Below are 16,544 nucleotides of genomic sequence, written 5' to 3' on the forward strand. Positions count from 1 at the left end.
CTCCAGTTCAATAAATAACGAGAGGGTCGCCCCTCTCGTTGTAATCTTATCACAAGAACACTATAGCATAATTAATACTACAAGTCAAATATAGATAACTGATCACTTTCAGATAAATGATCAAGCACGCCCATACGACTTAATGTCTCGATATGTGTATTAGAAAGCTTTGTACGCTTCTTGACATCTTCCACAGAAGTAAACTCATGTTCATTTCTCGCCGCAATCACTGTATCCCCTACAGAATCACCAAGACCATCAATAGATGTAAATGGTGGAACAATCGCAAATGGATCATCTTTATCTAAAGTAAAGGAACGAGAATCACTCTTATCTAAAGATAATGGTGAAAAATGATAGCCACGATCAAACATTTCCATGCATACTTCAAAAACTGTAATCAATGCTTCATCCTTATTTGAAGTCTTGTTTTCAGACTTCAAATGAAGAATTTCCTGATATCTATTCCATGTTGCTTCTTTCCCATTGATCATTGTCTCAATCTCATAGGCATCACAACGTGTTGTAAAATAGACCGTATAATATTCTCTAGGATAATAAAGTTTCCACCAGGCAATACGCAAAGCAGAATATACATACGCTGCCGCATGGGCCTTAGGGAACATGTATTTAATCTTCAAACAAGAATCAATATACCATTGTGGAACATTGTTCTTCTGCATAAGTTCCACATATCCCTTATCAGGGAAGACTTTTGGTGCTTTCCCTTTACGGGTAACTTCCATGATATCAAAAGCGTCCTTGTTAGGAAGACCTTTTTCAATAAGATAAACCATGATATCATCACGACACCCAATGACATTGGACAATGTACAAGTTCCCGTCTTGATCAAGGTTTCCGCATTTCCCAAGTAAACATCAGTACCATGGGACAACCCAGAAATAATGACAAGGTCATTGAATGACTTAGGCTGAGTTGCATCAAGCATACTGCGGACAAAACGCGTACCGAATTCAGGAAGACCAATAGCCCCACTCTTGCAGTTCATATAAGACAGATCAATACCTAATGCCTTAGAGCTTGTAAATAGACTCATGACATAAGGATCATTAGTAGGAATAGTCATTGGATCAATTCCTGTTAAATCCTGTAGTTTACGTGTAACAGTAGGATCGACATGTCCTAAGATATCGAATTTAAGAACGTTGTCATGGATCTTATGGAAATCGAAGTGCGTTGTCTTCCATGCTGCATTGACATCATCAGCTGGATACTGATATGGCGTGAAGTCAAAGACTTCCATATCATCTGGAATAACGATAATGCCGGCTGGATGCTGTCCAGTTGTACGTTTAACACCCTGACATCCGTCTGCAAGACGCTGCAGTTCCGCACCGCTGATGGTATCTTCGATACCTAAACGTTCAGCATACGCTTTAGCATAACCATAGGCTGTCTTTTCAGCGACAGTGGCAATGGTACCGGCTCTAAAGGAATGAGCTTCTCCAAAGATTTTTCGACAGAAGGCATGTGCCTTTGGCTGATATTCACCTGAGAAGTTCAGATCGATATCTGGAACCTTGTCCCCGTTGAATCCAAGGAAGGTTTCGAATGGAATATTATGTCCATCACCTTTCATATATGTACCACAGACCGGACAGCGTTTATCTGGTAAATCGAATCCGTTGGCAATCTCACCATCTTCAAAGAACTCAGAATGCTGACAATGTGGACAACGGTAATGTGGCGGCAATGGATTCACTTCAGATATACCTGACATTGTGGCTGCAAACGAAGATCCAACGGAGCCTCGTGAACCTACTAAGTAACCATCATCATTGGATGCATGAACTAGGAGTGCAGATATATAGTAGATAACGGCGAATCCATGTTTGATGATACTTGACACTTCTCTTTCAAGTCTCTTTTCAACAACTTCAGGAAGCTCCTTACCGTAAAGACGATGAGCTGTATCATAACAAAGATCCTTGAACTTCTGATCTACGTTTTCAATGTGTGGTGGATACAGCTTATCTTTAACAACCTGAATCTCATCATCACAAAGATCAGCAATCTTATTGGTATTTGTAACAACATACTCATAAGTCTCTTCATCACTCAAATAAGGGAACAGCTTCAACATTTCATCTGTTGTTCTAAAATAACAATCAGGAGTCAATGCCTTTGGATCCCCTCTTACAAGAAGTGGATGAGGACGACCATTGATCTGCAGCTTATCATTGGAAATAAAGACATCCCTAAAAATCTTATCACTTGGATTTAAGAAATGAACATCCCCTGTTGCGACAATGATCTTTCCTTCTTCCTTGGCTACCTGAATAATACGTTCATAGATCTTCTGAATATCTTCCAATGATTCATAGCGATGTCTATAGACAAGACATTCAGCATTCACCAATGGCTGTATTTCAATATAATCATAGAAACGAATTTCTTCACGTAATTCTTCAATATTTCTTGTAGCAGCAATTTCAAAGACCTTCGAGTTAAGACATGATGAACCATAAAGCAAGCCATCACGATAATGTTCTAGTTCAGCTCTAGGAATACGTTCACTTCGATAGAAGTACTTTGTATTAGCCAAAGAAATAATTCTAAACATATTCTTTAATCCATCATGCGTCTTGGCGATAGCGGTCATATGATAAGGGAAAGCATGCTTATAGCTTTCTTCAATAGGAAGATCATTGATCTCATTGACATCCTGGATGCCTCTCTTCTTCATATCTTCCACCATACTGTTAAAAGCTAACCCCAATACTTCCGCATCATAGTCAGCACGGTGTGCTTCTTCCCCATCATAAGGAATCTTATAATAATTACATACTGCTCCTAATCGATAAGAACGCATCAAAGGAATAAGATGTCTAGCTAGAGGAAGCGAATCAATCCAGGTATTTTGAATTGGTTCTTGTCCCATATTGCGTAGATCCTTATCAAGCATACCAATATCGAATTTACCATTATGCGCTACAAGCAGATGATCACCAAAGAATTCAAGAATCTTAGGCATAAGCTCTTCGATAGTAGGTGCATGCTTGATATCTTCATTGGTAATACTTGTCAACTCCGAAATCTTAGGACTGATTGGCTTTGGTGATTTTACAAAGCTTTGCATACGATCTACAATCAATCCATTCTTGATCTTGACTGCACCAAATTCAGTGATGTGGTCATCAATCTGCGATAGACCTGTCGTTTCCAAATCGAATGAAACAAAGGTTAAATCATTAAGAGGAATAGAACTTACATTCATGACACTTGTAAAGTCCATATCAATCATATTGAGTTCTACCCCATAAATCATCTTGATATTATTGCTTTTAGCAGCTGATTGTGCATCTGGGAATGACTGTACGTTACCATGATCAGTAACCGCAACAGCCTTATGTCCCCATTTTGCAGCCTGCTTTATATAATCCGCAACGGGATTCATACCATCAAGTGTAGACATGTTGGAATGCATATGCAATTCAACACGTTTCTCTTTTGCTTGATCTTCTCTTTCTTTTGGAGAAGGAATAATCTCAATATCACGAGCCATGATAATCTGTTCCTGCGAGAATTTATCATATTCTACCTGACCCTTGACTCTGATCCATTTGCCACCTTTTTTAAGCTGATCTAAATCTTCCTTAGTGACACGTTTACTTTCAAAACGTTTTACAATAATACTATCAGTATAATCAGTCACATAAAGTGTCTGAAGATGCTTTCCGCTTTTCAACTGCGTTGTTTCTTCCTTGAAGCAGTACCCTTGTACCATCGCATCTCTGATATTCATATCAACTTCACACATCTTGACATGTGTATATTCTTTCTTATAAGAACGCTGTTTCCCCTTTTCAAAAGAATGAGAAGGTGCAGGTGCACTTGATGAGACCATCTTTAATGCTTCAGGACTAACATAAGCATCAGCAGGATGATTAAGTTCTTCTTCTAATGCCTTATAATCCTCATTGTTTTTATCAATGTAAGTCTTAAATGAAATATGAAGACCAAACATCTGGAAATAATGTTCAAATACAGGATACAAGTTTGTAAACTGATTCACCTGTATCACATTGATAGCCTGTATCAATAGCACATTATTCTTAAAAGACAAATCCTTCTTTTCTACTGTCGCAATCTCTGGATATCTGATTGCGAGCTTCTCAAAGATAAAAGCAGAGTATTCAAGAACCTCTGCTTCATCAAAGCTTTGTTTTGTTTCAAAGAAGAATTCAGTTGGATATGGGAAGTGATTACGTGAATCTAATAGACGTGTCACTTCATCTAATGGCAATAATTGAGCAGATGAAATGAAGAAGGTGTAATGATCATCATGATGTACGATAACACGCTTTATCTTTGAAGATAAAAGATGTGGTACATTGCTTAGCTCTAACTGCTTAAGCAAGATCGCCATTTTGTCCATGTAAATTCCTCCTTAAAATAGTTTGATAATATCCTGGAATGTAATATAGAACATCAATAATAAAATTAAACCAAGTCCAGCAGCCTGTAATGCATACTTCACATTAATTGGCAATTCTCTACCAATAACCCCTTCGATAATCGCAAAGAGTGTCTGAGCACCATCTAGACCAGGCACTGGCATCAAGTTAAAGATACCAATATTGACAGACAACAGTGCCATCAAATAGAAGATTTCAGCTACCTGTCCATTTTCAGTAACTGAAGCAGTTACCTTATAAATACCAACTGGTCCACTCATCTGTTTTACAGTTGAAGTGAAATTGACAACTAAAAGCTTCAAAGCATTAAAGATAGCTAAAGACATTGTACCAATTGTCGTAAATGTATTAGTAAATGCTTCTCCAATACCAAGACGACGTGTCTTTTGCATAATGCCAAGCTTATATCCTGCTGCATCTTTTTGATAAGTTACACTCATTGGGACATCCTGTTTCTTCCCATCTCTTTTGATAGTGACAATAAGTGATACCGTCTTTTCATTGTTATGGGCATCACCAGTTAAAGCTTTATTTAATCCTTCAATACTCTCAACAGGAAATTCCTGATGCGTATTCTGATCAGTAATCGCAACAATCTGATCATTGACTTTAAGCCCTGCCTTCTGTGCTGGTGTATCATTTAATACTTGTCCAATAACACAGTTATTGACTGGTGTTGTACCAACGCTCACGTTTAAGACGAGCATAATAACAATGGCCAAGACAAAGTTCATGAAAATACCAGCTAAGAAGATGATGACTTTCTGATAAGTCTTCTTGCCTTTTAATGTTCTTTCAACAGGAAGATCCTTGAATTCCTCATTGTCTTCCTGATCAGCTTCTCCAGCCATTGACACAAAGCCACCGATAGGAAGAGCACGAATCTGAAATTCCGTTTCCTTTCCTTTCTTATGAAAAATCTTAGGCCCCATACCAATAGAAAAGGCACCGCAGTAGACTCCAAAGATCTTTGCAGCAATGAAGTGTCCAAATTCATGAATGGATACAATAGTAGTTAAGATAAATAGAAAAACAATAAGGTTAATGATAATCTGCATGTTATGCAACACCTGCTTTCTGTTTTACATATGCTCTTGTTTTTTGATCAATGAGCAATAGTTCATCTAGTGATGGGTTTTCTACCACTTCATGATGATCCATAGCATCCTTAACCAAATCAACAATTTCAAGGAATTTAATATGTCCTTCTCTAAAAAGTAAATTGGCTACTTCGTTAGCCGCATTTAGTACACAAGGCATACTGCCTCCTGTTCTTCCTGCCTCATAGGCAAGTTTCAATGCAGGGAAACGTGTAGTGTCTGGTTTTCTAAAATGAAGTGTACCAATATCCGATAATGAGAGACGTTCCGCTTTTAAGTCACAACGATTAGGATAAGTCAAAGCATACTGAATAGGAAGACGCATATCAGGTGTTCCCATCTGACCGATGACTGCAGTATCGCTAAATTCTACTGCTGAGTGCAGAACACTTTCAGGATGAATGAGCACTTCAATATCATCATAGTCTACATCAAAAAGCCATTTGGCTTCCATGACTTCTAATCCCTTATTAAACAAAGTGGCACTATCAATTGTAATTTTAGCACCCATGCTCCAGTTTGGATGATTGAGGGCCTGTTCTACAGTGGCATTCTTGAGTTCTTCAAGACTCTTATCTCTAAAGCTGCCCCCACTGCATGTCAATAGAATCTTACTGACTTCTCCATGATGACCTGCTCTCATAGACTGCCAGATGGCACTATGTTCACTATCAACTGGTAAAAGTTCAATGCCGTATTCTTTAACAAGCGGCATAATAAGATGTCCAGCCACAACAAGTGTTTCTTTATTGGCAATGGCAATATTTTTCTTTGCCTTGATAGCTTCCATTGTAGGCAATAATCCAGCAAATCCAACAATAGCATTTAAGACAATGTCAGTTTCTTCTAATGTTGCGATTGTTAATAGTCCTTCATCACCATAATAGAAATGACGATCAGGATATTCTTTAGATAATGCAATCGCATCCTGTTCATCAATAACCGCAATATGCTTTACTGGAAGCTTTGCCATAATGTCTTTTAAGACCTTCATATTATGTCCAGCTGACATGGCAATGATTTCAAACTGATCAGGATGTTCTAAGACAACTTCAACAGTCTGTGTTCCAATGGATCCAGTAACGCCAAGAACAGTAATTTTTTTCATAAAGTGACCTCCTCAAATTAAGAGAATCTCTTAATAAATAAGAGATTCATTATAGTAAAATATTAAGCAATAGTCCTAATACCATCGCATTGAAGATAATTGAATCAAAACGATCAAGTACCCCACCATGTCCAGGGAAGATCTGCGAATAATCCTTGACATCAAAGTAGCGCTTGATGCTGCTGAAAGTTAAATCACCAATCTGTCCTGTAGAAGATAAGACATAACTTATTACAGCTAACTGCCATAAAGATAATGGCATTTTCATTAAGAAACCAAAAGCTAATGCTAAAGTACCACCACAAATGATACCGCCAATAGAACCTTCAATTGTTTTATTAGGAGATAATCTTGGATTAAGCTTATGCTTACCGATAGAACGACCTACAAAGTAAGCGAAAGTATCAGCTCCAAGAGTAGCAATAGCCAATAATAAGACATAAGATAAACCAAGGTGCATACGCATGACATAGACCATATGCAATCCTAATGCGACTAGTGTTCCACCAGTAAAGTAATAGCCTAATCTGGCAAAATCAATGCCGGCATCAAAGATGCCGCAGACAAGCAGAACAATCAAGTAGATCGCAATATTGATGCTTGGTACAACTGTCTTATTGCTTGTAAAGATACTATAGAACAAGAAGAAGCCAACTATCCCATATAGATAGATATGCGCTTTAGGATTCTTGCATATAGATAATAGTTCAAATGTTGCTACACCAGCGATAAGTGCCATAGCGATCTGAAAGCTGACTGATCCTACAACAACGACTGGAATCAACACTAGGGCTAGCAGAAGACCCGTTATGATACGCTGTTTCATTTAAGTACTCCTCCGAATCTTCGTTCTCTGTTTTGGTAATAGTAAATGCATTTATGAAGCTCTTCTTCATTAAAGTCAGGCCATAGAGTATCTACAAAAATAAATTCTGAATAGCTTAACTGCCAAAGAAGATAGTTTGATAAACGGCATTCTCCACTTGTTCTGATCATAAGATCAACAGGAGGAAGACCTGCTGTCATCAAATGATTCTCAAAGAGGTTTTCATCAATATCATCCATTGAAATCAATCCATCTTTATATTCCTGTGCAATAGCTTTTGTAGCCTGTACAATTTCATCTCTACCTCCGTAGATGAATGCAAAGACAAGTGATAATCCTGTATTATCTTTTGTCTTCTCAATTGCAGCATTGATAATATCCTGCGTTTCCTTAGGTGCCCTTTCTAAATGACCAATAAGCTGAATTCTTACATTGTTTTCAATAAGTTCTTTTAAATACAATGAGAAGAATTCTTTAGGAAGACGGAAAATATAATCTACTTCCTTCTGATCTCTCTTAAAGTTTTCAGTAGAAAAAGCGTAAACAGTCATAGCCTTGACACCAAGACGATTCGCTTCTAATGCTAAAGAACGAATAGTTTTTGTTCCTTCATGATGACCAAATGTTCTTGGCATCTTTCTTTTTTTAGCCCAACGACCGTTTCCATCCATAATAAAAGCAATGTGCTGAGGAATATTATTCATATCTAAGTCGTAGGATTTTGTTTTTTTCTTAAAAATCATAGATTTCCACCTCTTTTGCCATTATATCATACTGAAAACTTCAGGCAACATGAAATAACTTGAATGGCCTATCTTTTTAAAAAAGAAGTCAATATGATGATTGACTTCTTTAATATCAGATTACGCGCATTGTCTGCCATTTTCCTTGTTTATAGCGCCAAATAAAGAGAACAGCTCTTACACTCCAATCACATACCATTGCCCATGCGATGCCGATGACTCCCATTTTCATTACGACACCAAATAAATAAGAGAGCACAAGGCGAACGACAATTGTTGATGCAACTGAAACTATCATTGTAAAACGAACATCTCCTGCTGCGCGTAGTCCATTACCAAGACATCCTGAAAAAGGAAATGCGAAGGCATTGAAGATATTATGAATGACGACTAGCATAAGTGTTAATGCAACTGTTTCACTATTTAAACTGTAAAATCTAAGCATGAGTGGTGTTAATAAAAATACTATCGCATTCCAGGCTACAGAAAAGAGCACGGTAATTTGTGTTAATTTTTTAAAATAGAACGATGCTGATTTAACATCGGATGCGCCCATACACTGTCCAATTACAGTGATATAAATGGGACCAAATGTAGCACCGGCAAGAGCTGCTAAAGACCATATGCTTTGTGCTATTCCATTAGCTGCAATCTGATATGTACCAAAAAGTGCAACGATACTTGATAGTGCCACCTTGACTAGCTGAAAGATTCCATTCTCAATGCCATTAGGGATAGCGATACGAAGAATTTTATTTAACATCGTGCGATTGATCTTAAATATTGATTCCATCTGATAACTAATAGCATATCGCTGATTAAAACAAAGTACAGTTATGATAATCGCAGCAACTGTTCTAGCAATAAATGAGGGATAAGCTACCCCTGCTACACCAGCATGTAAAATATAGATTCCAATGTAGTTACCGATCACATTTATTATGTTAACGACAATAGAAGTATACATGGTAACACTTGTCTTTCCCATGCTTCTAAAAAGTGCTGCTCCCGCATTATAGCAAGCTAATGCCGGATATGAGTATGCGGAGATTCGAAGATATGTCTCACAGGCATCCATGACATTTTTTTCTACGTTTCCAAAAAGAAGCTGTAATATTATTCGGTTGCCAATTAAGACGAGGAACATAAGCATAATAGAAAAAATCATGGAAAACATCAGTAATTGTCCTGATGCTTCACTAGAACGAGCCTTATCCTTGTTGCCAAAATATTGACTGATAACAACAGCACCGCCAGAGGCAAGTGCTGTAAAAAGATAAATAAACACAGTATTAAACTGATTAACTAAAGATACACCTGCTACCGCCGCTTCGCCAGCCTGACTAATAAAGAATGTATCCGCAATACCGACAAGCATCACCAGCAGCTGTTCTAAAAACAATGGAACAATCATGGCGACAAGTTCTTTTCTAGTAAAAGTTATTTTCATAATTGATAAGCCTCTCCAGGCACAAGAACTTTCAGTCGCTCAGGATTAGTTACTGCTTTTTTTAAAGCGATTGGATTACCGTTGAATGTAGACCAGTCTGGAGCATCAACGCTTCCCCAATGAATAGGAATAAGTACTGCATTTGGATAAGTCTCACAAAGCTTTAATGCTCCTTCAAATGTGATATGCCATTCATTGTCTGAGAAGTCCAACAAAATCACATCAGGTTCTTTATAAGAAAGCTGTTCATCTAAAAGCTTTGAGTCACCTGGCATCCAAATTGTTCCATCAGGTGTTTCTAGATAAAAACCACAATAATCTTTTTTTTCCCATTTTCTATACTGCCATTTCTGATGCTCGTTTTGCCAGTTGTGAAGTGCTGGCGTTAATTTGATTTGAATGTGATCAATTGAAAAAGTTTCTCCAATATCATGGCCAATACCTTCAACGCCTTCTTTGACCATTTCCTGTGCCACATACTTTGGGGCGTGCCAGCTTTTTGTATGAGATTTTGTATCATTTAATGTTGCTCTTGAAAAGTGATCATTATCTATGTGTGTCACAAGATAACCGTCTATTTTTTTAACGTCATGTATTGCCAGAGGGATTTCACAAGCAAGAGGCATATCAAATCCTTCTAAAACAGGATCAATCATAATAACAGTTCCCCTGCTATTAATCATCGCTCCTCCACCAGCTAACCAACGTACTTCTGTACCATCAATTCTATCGAAATCTTGCTTGGAAATATGTTCTACTCTTTCAGGGACAGCCTGTCCTTTTTTATTAATGATTACATTCATTTTATGATTCTCCTTTTATTATTGACACCGTGTCAATAACATTATATCAATTTATTTGATTTTGTGTCAACAAAAGGAAAAAGGACTGAGATCAGTCCTTTACTATTATTATAATTCAATATTCCAGATAAGTATCATGTCTTTTATATCTGATGTTTTATATGCTCGTATCATAGTATTCTCCTAATGAAAAAGGCTGATGTTACCACCAGCCTCATTTTTATACAGTCATTAAATCTTTTTCTTTTTCTTTAGCGATGTCTTCAATTTTCTTAACATATTTGTTAGTTAAATCCTGAACATCTTTTTTACCCTGCTTGATAGCATCTTCAGTTTCGCCTGATTTTTCTACATCATCATTAGCAGCTCTTCTGACGTTTCTTAATGCTACTTTATCTCTTTCAGCAATCTTTCCAACCTGCTTAACTAATTCTTTACGACGTTCTTCTGTTAGAGGTGGAATATTGATTCTGATAACATTACCGTCATTTTGAGGAGTTAAGCCTAAATCAGCTTCATAGATTCCTCTTTCGATATCTTTCATTGAGCTTTTATCGTAAGCTTTGATTACTAACTGACGACCTTCAGATACGCTGATACCTGCAACCTGGTTTAATGGTGTAGGTGCACCATAGTATTCAACCATAACTGATTCAAGCATTGAAGGATTAGCTCTACCAGTACGGATGTTTAATAGTTCTTTAGAGAAATTAGCGACAGTCTTCTCCATCTTTTCTTCTGCTTCTAATAATACTTCATCAATCATTATTTATTATTCTCCCTTCGAGATGATAGTTCCATCTACTTTATTTTCGCAAGCTAAAGCAATATTGCCTTCTTTTTGCATATTGAAAACTGATAAATCAATATCATTGTCTTTACATAATGTAATAGCTGTCTGATCCATGATCTTTAAGTCTTTGTTTAAGACATCTAAGTAAGTAAGCTTATCAAACTTAGTTGCTGTTGGATCAATCTTAGGATCTGCTGAATAAACGCCATCAACACCGTTCTTAGCCATAAGAATAACATCAGCATTGATTTCAGCTGCTCTTAATGCAGCAGTTGTATCTGTTGTGAAGTAAGGGCTACCTGTACCACCTGCAAAGATAACAATTCTACCTTTTTCAAGATGTCTAACAGCTCTTCTTCTAATATATGGTTCAGCAACTTCTTTCATTTCAATAGCTGTCATACAGCGTGTATGTACGCCAAGAGCTTCAAGTGCGTTCTGTAATGCAAGACCGTTCATGATAGTTGCTAACATCCCCATGTAGTCAGCATTAGCTCTTTCCATGCCCATGTCTGCACCAGTCTTTCCTCTCCAGATATTTCCACCACCGCATACAACAGCGATTTCTACACCTAGATTTTTTGCATCTCTAATTTGAGCAGCGATATCTGCTACAACTTTAGGATCAATACCTGTACCTTTTTCACCAGCTAAAGCTTCCCCGCTGATTTTAAGTAAAACTCTATTATATTTCATAAGAATCTCCTTTTCTCATACATACATTCTAATTGAATATTAGAATCACGTCAACAATTTATAGACTCAATAAAAAAGCCTATACTAGCAAATGTTTGCGTAAAAAAAGAGAGACAAAAAGTCTCTCAATCAATTTTAAAGTCCAGCCTGTGCAGCTACTTCAGCAGCGAAGTCGTCTTCTTTCTTTTCGATACCTTCACCAACTTTGAAACGTGCCATTTCTAATACTTTACCTTTACCTAAGTATTTTTCAACAGTCTGATCTGGATCTTTGATGAATTCCTGATCATTTAAGCAGATTTCTTTGAAGTTTTTCTTTAAACGACCCATGATGATCTTTTCCATGATCTGAGCTGGTTTTGGTTTAGCAGCTTTTGCATTTTCTTCTTCAGCCTGAGTTTTTAATACAGTTAATTCTCTTTCACGAATGTCTGCAGGGATATCTTCTTCAGAGATGAACTGAGGAGCACTTGCAGCTACGTGCATAGCGATGTCTCTTGCTTTTTCAGCATCATCAATTGAAATCTTAACTAATGCAGAAACAGATCCACCCATGTGTGAGTAAGCACCGAATGCTTCTTCATCAGTTTTTTCCATAACAGCGATTCTTCTTAAAGATAATTTTTCACCAATCTTACCAGTCTTTTCAGCGATTACTGTTTCAAGATCTTTACCATCTACATCTAATTTTAATGCAGCTTCAACATCAGCGCATTTATTATCAGCAGCAACGTTAGCGATTAAGTTTACTAATTCTTTGAATTCTTCATTCTTAGCAACGAAGTCAGTTTCAGAGTTTACTTCTACTAATGCAGCAGTATTTCCTTTAATTGCGAAAGCAGATAAACCTTCAGCAGCGATTCTATCAGCTTTCTTAGCTGCCTTAGCGATACCTTTTTCTCTAAGCCAGTCAAATGCAGCTTCGATGTTACCGTCAGTAGCATCTAATGCTTTTTTACAGTCCATCATACCTGCACCAGTTTTTTCACGTAATTCTTTTACTAATTTTGCAGTTACAGCCATTTCTTTTTCCTCCGTTAATATAATGATAAGGAAGCGGAAGCTTCCTTATTTGTGAACGTTATTAGTTATTTCTTGGTCCTCTATTGTTTCTACGAGCGTTCTTGTATCTTGGACCTCTGTTTCTGTTTTCTTCAACAGAAGCAACAGCATCGTTCATAGTTACTTCTTTTTCTTCTTCATCTTTTAAGTAAGCAACAGTTGTTGGTTCACCTTTTGCTTCACAGATAGCATCTGCCATAGAAGCAACGATTAACTTAACAGCTCTGATAGCATCATCATTTGCTGGGATGATGTAATCAACTTCATCAGGATCACAGTTAGTATCAACGATACCGAATACAGGGATACCTAAAATTTTAGCTTCAGCTACAGCGTTATGTTCAACTTTAGGATCAACTACGAATAAAGCATCTGGAAGCTTCTTCATATCTTTGATACCACCTAAGTTTCTTTCTAACTTAGCTTTTTCTTTCATCATTAAGATAGCTTCTTTTTTAGTATACTTTTCTAAAGAACCATCTTCTTCCATTTTTTCTAATTCGATTAATCTCTTGATTCTTCTAGTGATAGTTTTGAAGTTAGTTAAAGTACCACCTAACCAACGAGAGTTAACATAGTAAGAACCAGATCTTTCAGCTTCAGCCTGTACAGCTTCCTGAGCCTGTTTCTTAGTACCTACGAATAATACTTTTCCACCTTTAGCAGCGATATCCATCATTGCTTTGTAAGCTTCATCGATCTTTTCAGAAGACTTCTTTAAGTCAATGATATAGATTCCGTTTCTTGATGTGAAAATGTATGGAGCCATTTTTGGGTTCCATCTTTTTGTCTGATGTCCGAAATGAACACCAACTTCTAATAGTCTTTTCATTGAAATTACTGACATGTGTAATTTCCTCCTTTTCGTTTTTTCCTCCACTGCTTCTAACTTTTGACACCCTTTCAGGCACTCGTCAAGAGAATTCACAGTGTGTGTATTTAAAACACCTCAATGAATATAACATAATCTTATAAGAAATACAAGCATCATTAATAAGAAATATAAAAAAGATAGGTGTCCCCTATCTTTCTAAATATGTATTTCCTTCTTTACTAATACCAAGCTTTGGATAGATGGCATACACTAACAATGAAAGAATGCCATTGATTAACATTGTTGGCAAGAGTCTTTGCAAAATAAAGAGATAGAATGCAAACGAAGTTGCTCTCACAATAAATTCAAGCACGTAGATAAAAACTTCCTTGAAAGCAACAATTGACATAGCAAATACCGCAAACTGCATAAAACCAAATCTGTTGGTAGAGAAAAACTTCGTACGTACAAAAGCGATAATAATATAAATCAATACATAAGCTGCTAGCGCATTAGAATAGACAATACTGTAGTAAAGTCCACAGATTGCTGAAAAGAAATATCTTTCAGTACTGTCATCTAGATCATTAACAAGCATAGTAAAACAAATAAGACCTAATGAAGGTACAATAATTGCGCCCTGTCTTGTAAATGGATATGGCAACAAGTAGACAATCAGACCATCGATGAGATAAGCAATTACCATAATAATAAAACTACGAATCAATCTGTTTCTCATCATTATTTCCTCTTTACAACAGCAAGATAATTTAGATTATCAAAATCTGCGCTTGGCTTAACAGCAATGATTTTCCCAGTAGATGCATTATCATTAGTAAATCCCTTAACATTACCAACCAAAATACCCTTAGGTGTCTTATCGCTGCCACCAAGACCGCTTGTTAACACCTCAGCATTGGTTTCAACTTTAGAAGCTGTCGATAAAAGCTGAATCTTAAAACAGTGAGTTCCTGTATCATAACCATTAAGTAAGCCATAAAGCGTATCCTTGCCGCTTTGAATCATCACTGGAAGCTGGAATCCTGTGTTCTCTGTACATAATAGACGCACTTCAGATGAAACAGCACCTACACGTGTAATCACACCAACCATGCCATTAGCACTCATGACTGCCATACCTTTCTTGATGCCTGACTGGCTTCCTGAATTGATCATAACTGTACTATCCCAGGCCTCAGAATCTCTCTTGATTACAGTAGTATATGACAATGTATATTCAGTAGGCAAATTCTTAATGTTCGTAATAGATTTTAAATCATCAAGTTCCTTCTCAAGCTGCTTATTATAAGCTAGCTCTCTTGCATAATTATCCAAGGATTTCTTTAATTTCTTGTTTTCATTATAGACATCTTTCAATGCAGCATATTCAGATGCCAAATTGCCAAGTCCATCAATTGGTGCCTTAAAAATATAATATTCAATATTAGAAACTGCATCTTTTACAACCCCAAATCCAGGTACAACATTCGTACTTGTCAAAAGGGAGATTACACTCGCCCCAACAAGGACAATCGTCACGATAAACATTCTCTTATTCGCTTTTTTGTTTTTATCGTTGAACACATTCCTCACCTCGTGGGACTATTATAAAATATACACTGCTAAAATGCAATTACATCATGTTCATTATAAAGACGCTTTCCTACAAAACTATAGAACTCATTCCATCCTATAATGATATGATCAAGAACCTTCACATTCATCATTTTCCCTGATTCCATCAGTCGTTTCGTCACTTCCTCATCCTCAATGCTTGGTCTTGCATCCCCACTAGGATGATTGTGAATCGCAATCAGCGCAACGCCGTTAAAAGAAAGTGTCTCTAAAAATATTTCTCTCATAGAAATAAGTGACGCATTGATACTGCCAATAAAGAGCGTCTTCTTCAAAATCAAGCGATGCTTCTGATCTAAAATGAGTATCACAAAATGCTCTTGCTTAAGATGCATCATTTCACTTTTCATCAAATTAAATACCGCATGCGGAGAATCAAAGATCACCGGTATATCAGTTGCCTCATAAATACGTTTACCAATTTCTAATATAGCCATCAATTCTACGCCTTTGGCTTTCTTGATGCCCTTCATGGAAATCAGTTTACCATAAGAGGCATCTTTTAAATGCACGATTCCTCCTATTTCTCCTAAAAGTCTTTTAGATAATTCGATAACATTCTCACTCTTATTGCCTGTCCTTAAGACAATAGCCAATAACTCTTCATCACTTAATTGATCAATTCCTATAGAAAGTGCCTTTTCTCTAGGATGCTCTTCAATAGATAACGTTTTAATCATAGGTAAAGCGAGTGGGCGTTTGCCCACTAGTCGCTCCCCCATTCTAACTGAATGAATTTTGGAATAGACACACGTCCACGCTTAGAACGCCATAGCTTATAGAAAGCTGCCCCAAAGATCGCATAAATAATGTACTTAAGTGTTCCTCCTCCATTGACCTGCATCATTTCCTGTTCAGATAATTCATACATGCTTTCTCTCCTTTCTGAAGTTTTGCCCCTATTTATTTATTCATCAAATAAATAATAATTACTAAAAAAAGAACATAATCATGTTCTTCTTCTAGAATCTTATATCTTTTATTCTTTCATAGATCTTCTTATTCCCACTTAACCCAGCAACAAAGTTCCAATTGACATATAATCCAATTGACATATAAATAGATGACTTCCCC

General features: G+C 36.9%; 15 protein-coding genes. All 15 read right to left on the reverse strand.

Annotated features, from left to right (window positions below):
- Positions 1-77: 77 nt before the first annotated feature.
- On the reverse strand, positions 78-4,400 hold the full coding sequence (locus tag T513_RS0101570; RefSeq protein WP_031588627.1) for a PolC-type DNA polymerase III: 4,323 nt from the start codon (positions 4,398-4,400) through the stop codon (positions 78-80).
- Positions 4,401-4,412: 12 nt separating this feature from the next.
- Positions 4,413-5,498 (reverse strand): M50 family metallopeptidase, encoded by a 1,086-nt coding sequence (locus T513_RS0101575; protein WP_031588628.1) that lies wholly within the window; start codon positions 5,496-5,498, stop codon positions 4,413-4,415.
- A 1-nt stretch (position 5,499) separates the two neighbouring features.
- Positions 5,500-6,648, reverse strand: coding sequence for a 1-deoxy-D-xylulose-5-phosphate reductoisomerase (locus T513_RS0101580; protein ID WP_029070478.1), 1,149 nt, complete (start codon positions 6,646-6,648; stop codon positions 5,500-5,502).
- Between the two features lie 49 nt (positions 6,649-6,697).
- Positions 6,698-7,474, reverse strand: a complete 777-nt coding sequence (locus T513_RS0101585; protein ID WP_031588629.1) for a phosphatidate cytidylyltransferase — start codon at positions 7,472-7,474, stop codon at positions 6,698-6,700.
- A complete protein-coding gene (locus T513_RS0101590; protein ID WP_031588630.1) occupies positions 7,471-8,217 on the reverse strand; it encodes an isoprenyl transferase in 747 nt (248 codons plus the stop codon). The genes T513_RS0101585 and T513_RS0101590 overlap by 4 nt, the downstream gene beginning before the upstream one ends.
- A 115-nt stretch (positions 8,218-8,332) precedes the next feature.
- Entirely contained in the window at positions 8,333-9,667 is a 1,335-nt protein-coding gene (locus T513_RS0101595) for an MATE family efflux transporter (RefSeq protein ID WP_031588631.1), read from the reverse strand.
- On the reverse strand, positions 9,664-10,470 hold the full coding sequence (locus tag T513_RS0101600; RefSeq protein WP_029070474.1) for an MBL fold metallo-hydrolase: 807 nt from the start codon (positions 10,468-10,470) through the stop codon (positions 9,664-9,666). Before T513_RS0101600 ends, T513_RS0101595 begins: the two co-directional genes overlap by 4 nt.
- A gap of 220 nt (positions 10,471-10,690) precedes the next feature.
- Entirely contained in the window at positions 10,691-11,236 is a 546-nt protein-coding gene (frr, locus tag T513_RS0101605) for a ribosome recycling factor (protein WP_029070473.1), read from the reverse strand.
- Positions 11,237-11,242: 6 nt separating this feature from the next.
- Positions 11,243-11,959 (reverse strand): UMP kinase, encoded by a 717-nt coding sequence (pyrH, locus tag T513_RS0101610; RefSeq protein WP_029070472.1) that lies wholly within the window; start codon positions 11,957-11,959, stop codon positions 11,243-11,245.
- A 135-nt stretch (positions 11,960-12,094) separates the two neighbouring features.
- Positions 12,095-12,982 (reverse strand): translation elongation factor Ts, encoded by an 888-nt coding sequence (gene tsf, locus T513_RS0101615; protein WP_029070471.1) that lies wholly within the window; start codon positions 12,980-12,982, stop codon positions 12,095-12,097.
- A gap of 61 nt (positions 12,983-13,043) precedes the next feature.
- Positions 13,044-13,868, reverse strand: coding sequence for a 30S ribosomal protein S2 (rpsB, locus tag T513_RS0101620; protein WP_029070470.1), 825 nt, complete (start codon positions 13,866-13,868; stop codon positions 13,044-13,046).
- Between the two features lie 175 nt (positions 13,869-14,043).
- Positions 14,044-14,577, reverse strand: coding sequence for a rod shape-determining protein MreD (locus T513_RS0101625; protein WP_051654345.1), 534 nt, complete (start codon positions 14,575-14,577; stop codon positions 14,044-14,046).
- Positions 14,577-15,419, reverse strand: coding sequence for a rod shape-determining protein MreC (gene mreC, locus T513_RS0101630; RefSeq protein ID WP_029070468.1), 843 nt, complete (start codon positions 15,417-15,419; stop codon positions 14,577-14,579). The genes T513_RS0101625 and mreC overlap by 1 nt, the downstream gene beginning before the upstream one ends.
- Positions 15,420-15,457: 38 nt before the next feature.
- On the reverse strand, positions 15,458-16,177 hold the full coding sequence (gene radC / locus T513_RS0101635) for a RadC family protein (protein ID WP_238551714.1): 720 nt from the start codon (positions 16,175-16,177) through the stop codon (positions 15,458-15,460).
- Positions 16,177-16,341, reverse strand: a complete 165-nt coding sequence (locus tag T513_RS12345; protein ID WP_164474014.1) for a hypothetical protein — start codon at positions 16,339-16,341, stop codon at positions 16,177-16,179. The genes radC and T513_RS12345 overlap by 1 nt, the downstream gene beginning before the upstream one ends.
- Positions 16,342-16,544 lie beyond the last annotated feature (203 nt).

Origin of the sequence: Kandleria vitulina DSM 20405 (genome assembly GCF_000702065.1) — a bacterium.
In the GTDB taxonomy this organism is placed as follows: domain Bacteria; phylum Bacillota_I; class Bacilli_A; order Erysipelotrichales; family Coprobacillaceae; genus Kandleria; species Kandleria vitulina.

Bases quoted from the DNA above. Each gene is read 5' to 3' on its own strand.
- T513_RS0101570 (WP_031588627.1), bottom strand. From the start codon at position 4,400: ATGGACAAAATGGCGATCTTGCTTAAGCAGTTAGAGCTAAGCAATGTA.
- T513_RS0101575 (WP_031588628.1), bottom strand. From the start codon at position 5,498: ATGCAGATTATCATTAACCTTATTGTTTTTCTATTTATCTTAACTACT.
- T513_RS0101580 (WP_029070478.1), bottom strand. From the start codon at position 6,648: ATGAAAAAAATTACTGTTCTTGGCGTTACTGGATCCATTGGAACACAG.
- T513_RS0101585 (WP_031588629.1), bottom strand. From the start codon at position 7,474: ATGAAACAGCGTATCATAACGGGTCTTCTGCTAGCCCTAGTGTTGATT.
- T513_RS0101590 (WP_031588630.1), bottom strand. From the start codon at position 8,217: ATGATTTTTAAGAAAAAAACAAAATCCTACGACTTAGATATGAATAAT.
- T513_RS0101595 (WP_031588631.1), bottom strand. From the start codon at position 9,667: ATGAAAATAACTTTTACTAGAAAAGAACTTGTCGCCATGATTGTTCCA.
- T513_RS0101600 (WP_029070474.1), bottom strand. From the start codon at position 10,470: ATGAATGTAATCATTAATAAAAAAGGACAGGCTGTCCCTGAAAGAGTA.
- frr (WP_029070473.1), bottom strand. From the start codon at position 11,236: ATGATTGATGAAGTATTATTAGAAGCAGAAGAAAAGATGGAGAAGACT.
- pyrH (WP_029070472.1), bottom strand. From the start codon at position 11,959: ATGAAATATAATAGAGTTTTACTTAAAATCAGCGGGGAAGCTTTAGCT.
- tsf (WP_029070471.1), bottom strand. From the start codon at position 12,982: ATGGCTGTAACTGCAAAATTAGTAAAAGAATTACGTGAAAAAACTGGT.
- rpsB (WP_029070470.1), bottom strand. From the start codon at position 13,868: ATGTCAGTAATTTCAATGAAAAGACTATTAGAAGTTGGTGTTCATTTC.
- T513_RS0101625 (WP_051654345.1), bottom strand. From the start codon at position 14,577: ATGATGAGAAACAGATTGATTCGTAGTTTTATTATTATGGTAATTGCT.
- T513_RS12345 (WP_164474014.1), bottom strand. From the start codon at position 16,341: ATGTATGAATTATCTGAACAGGAAATGATGCAGGTCAATGGAGGAGGA.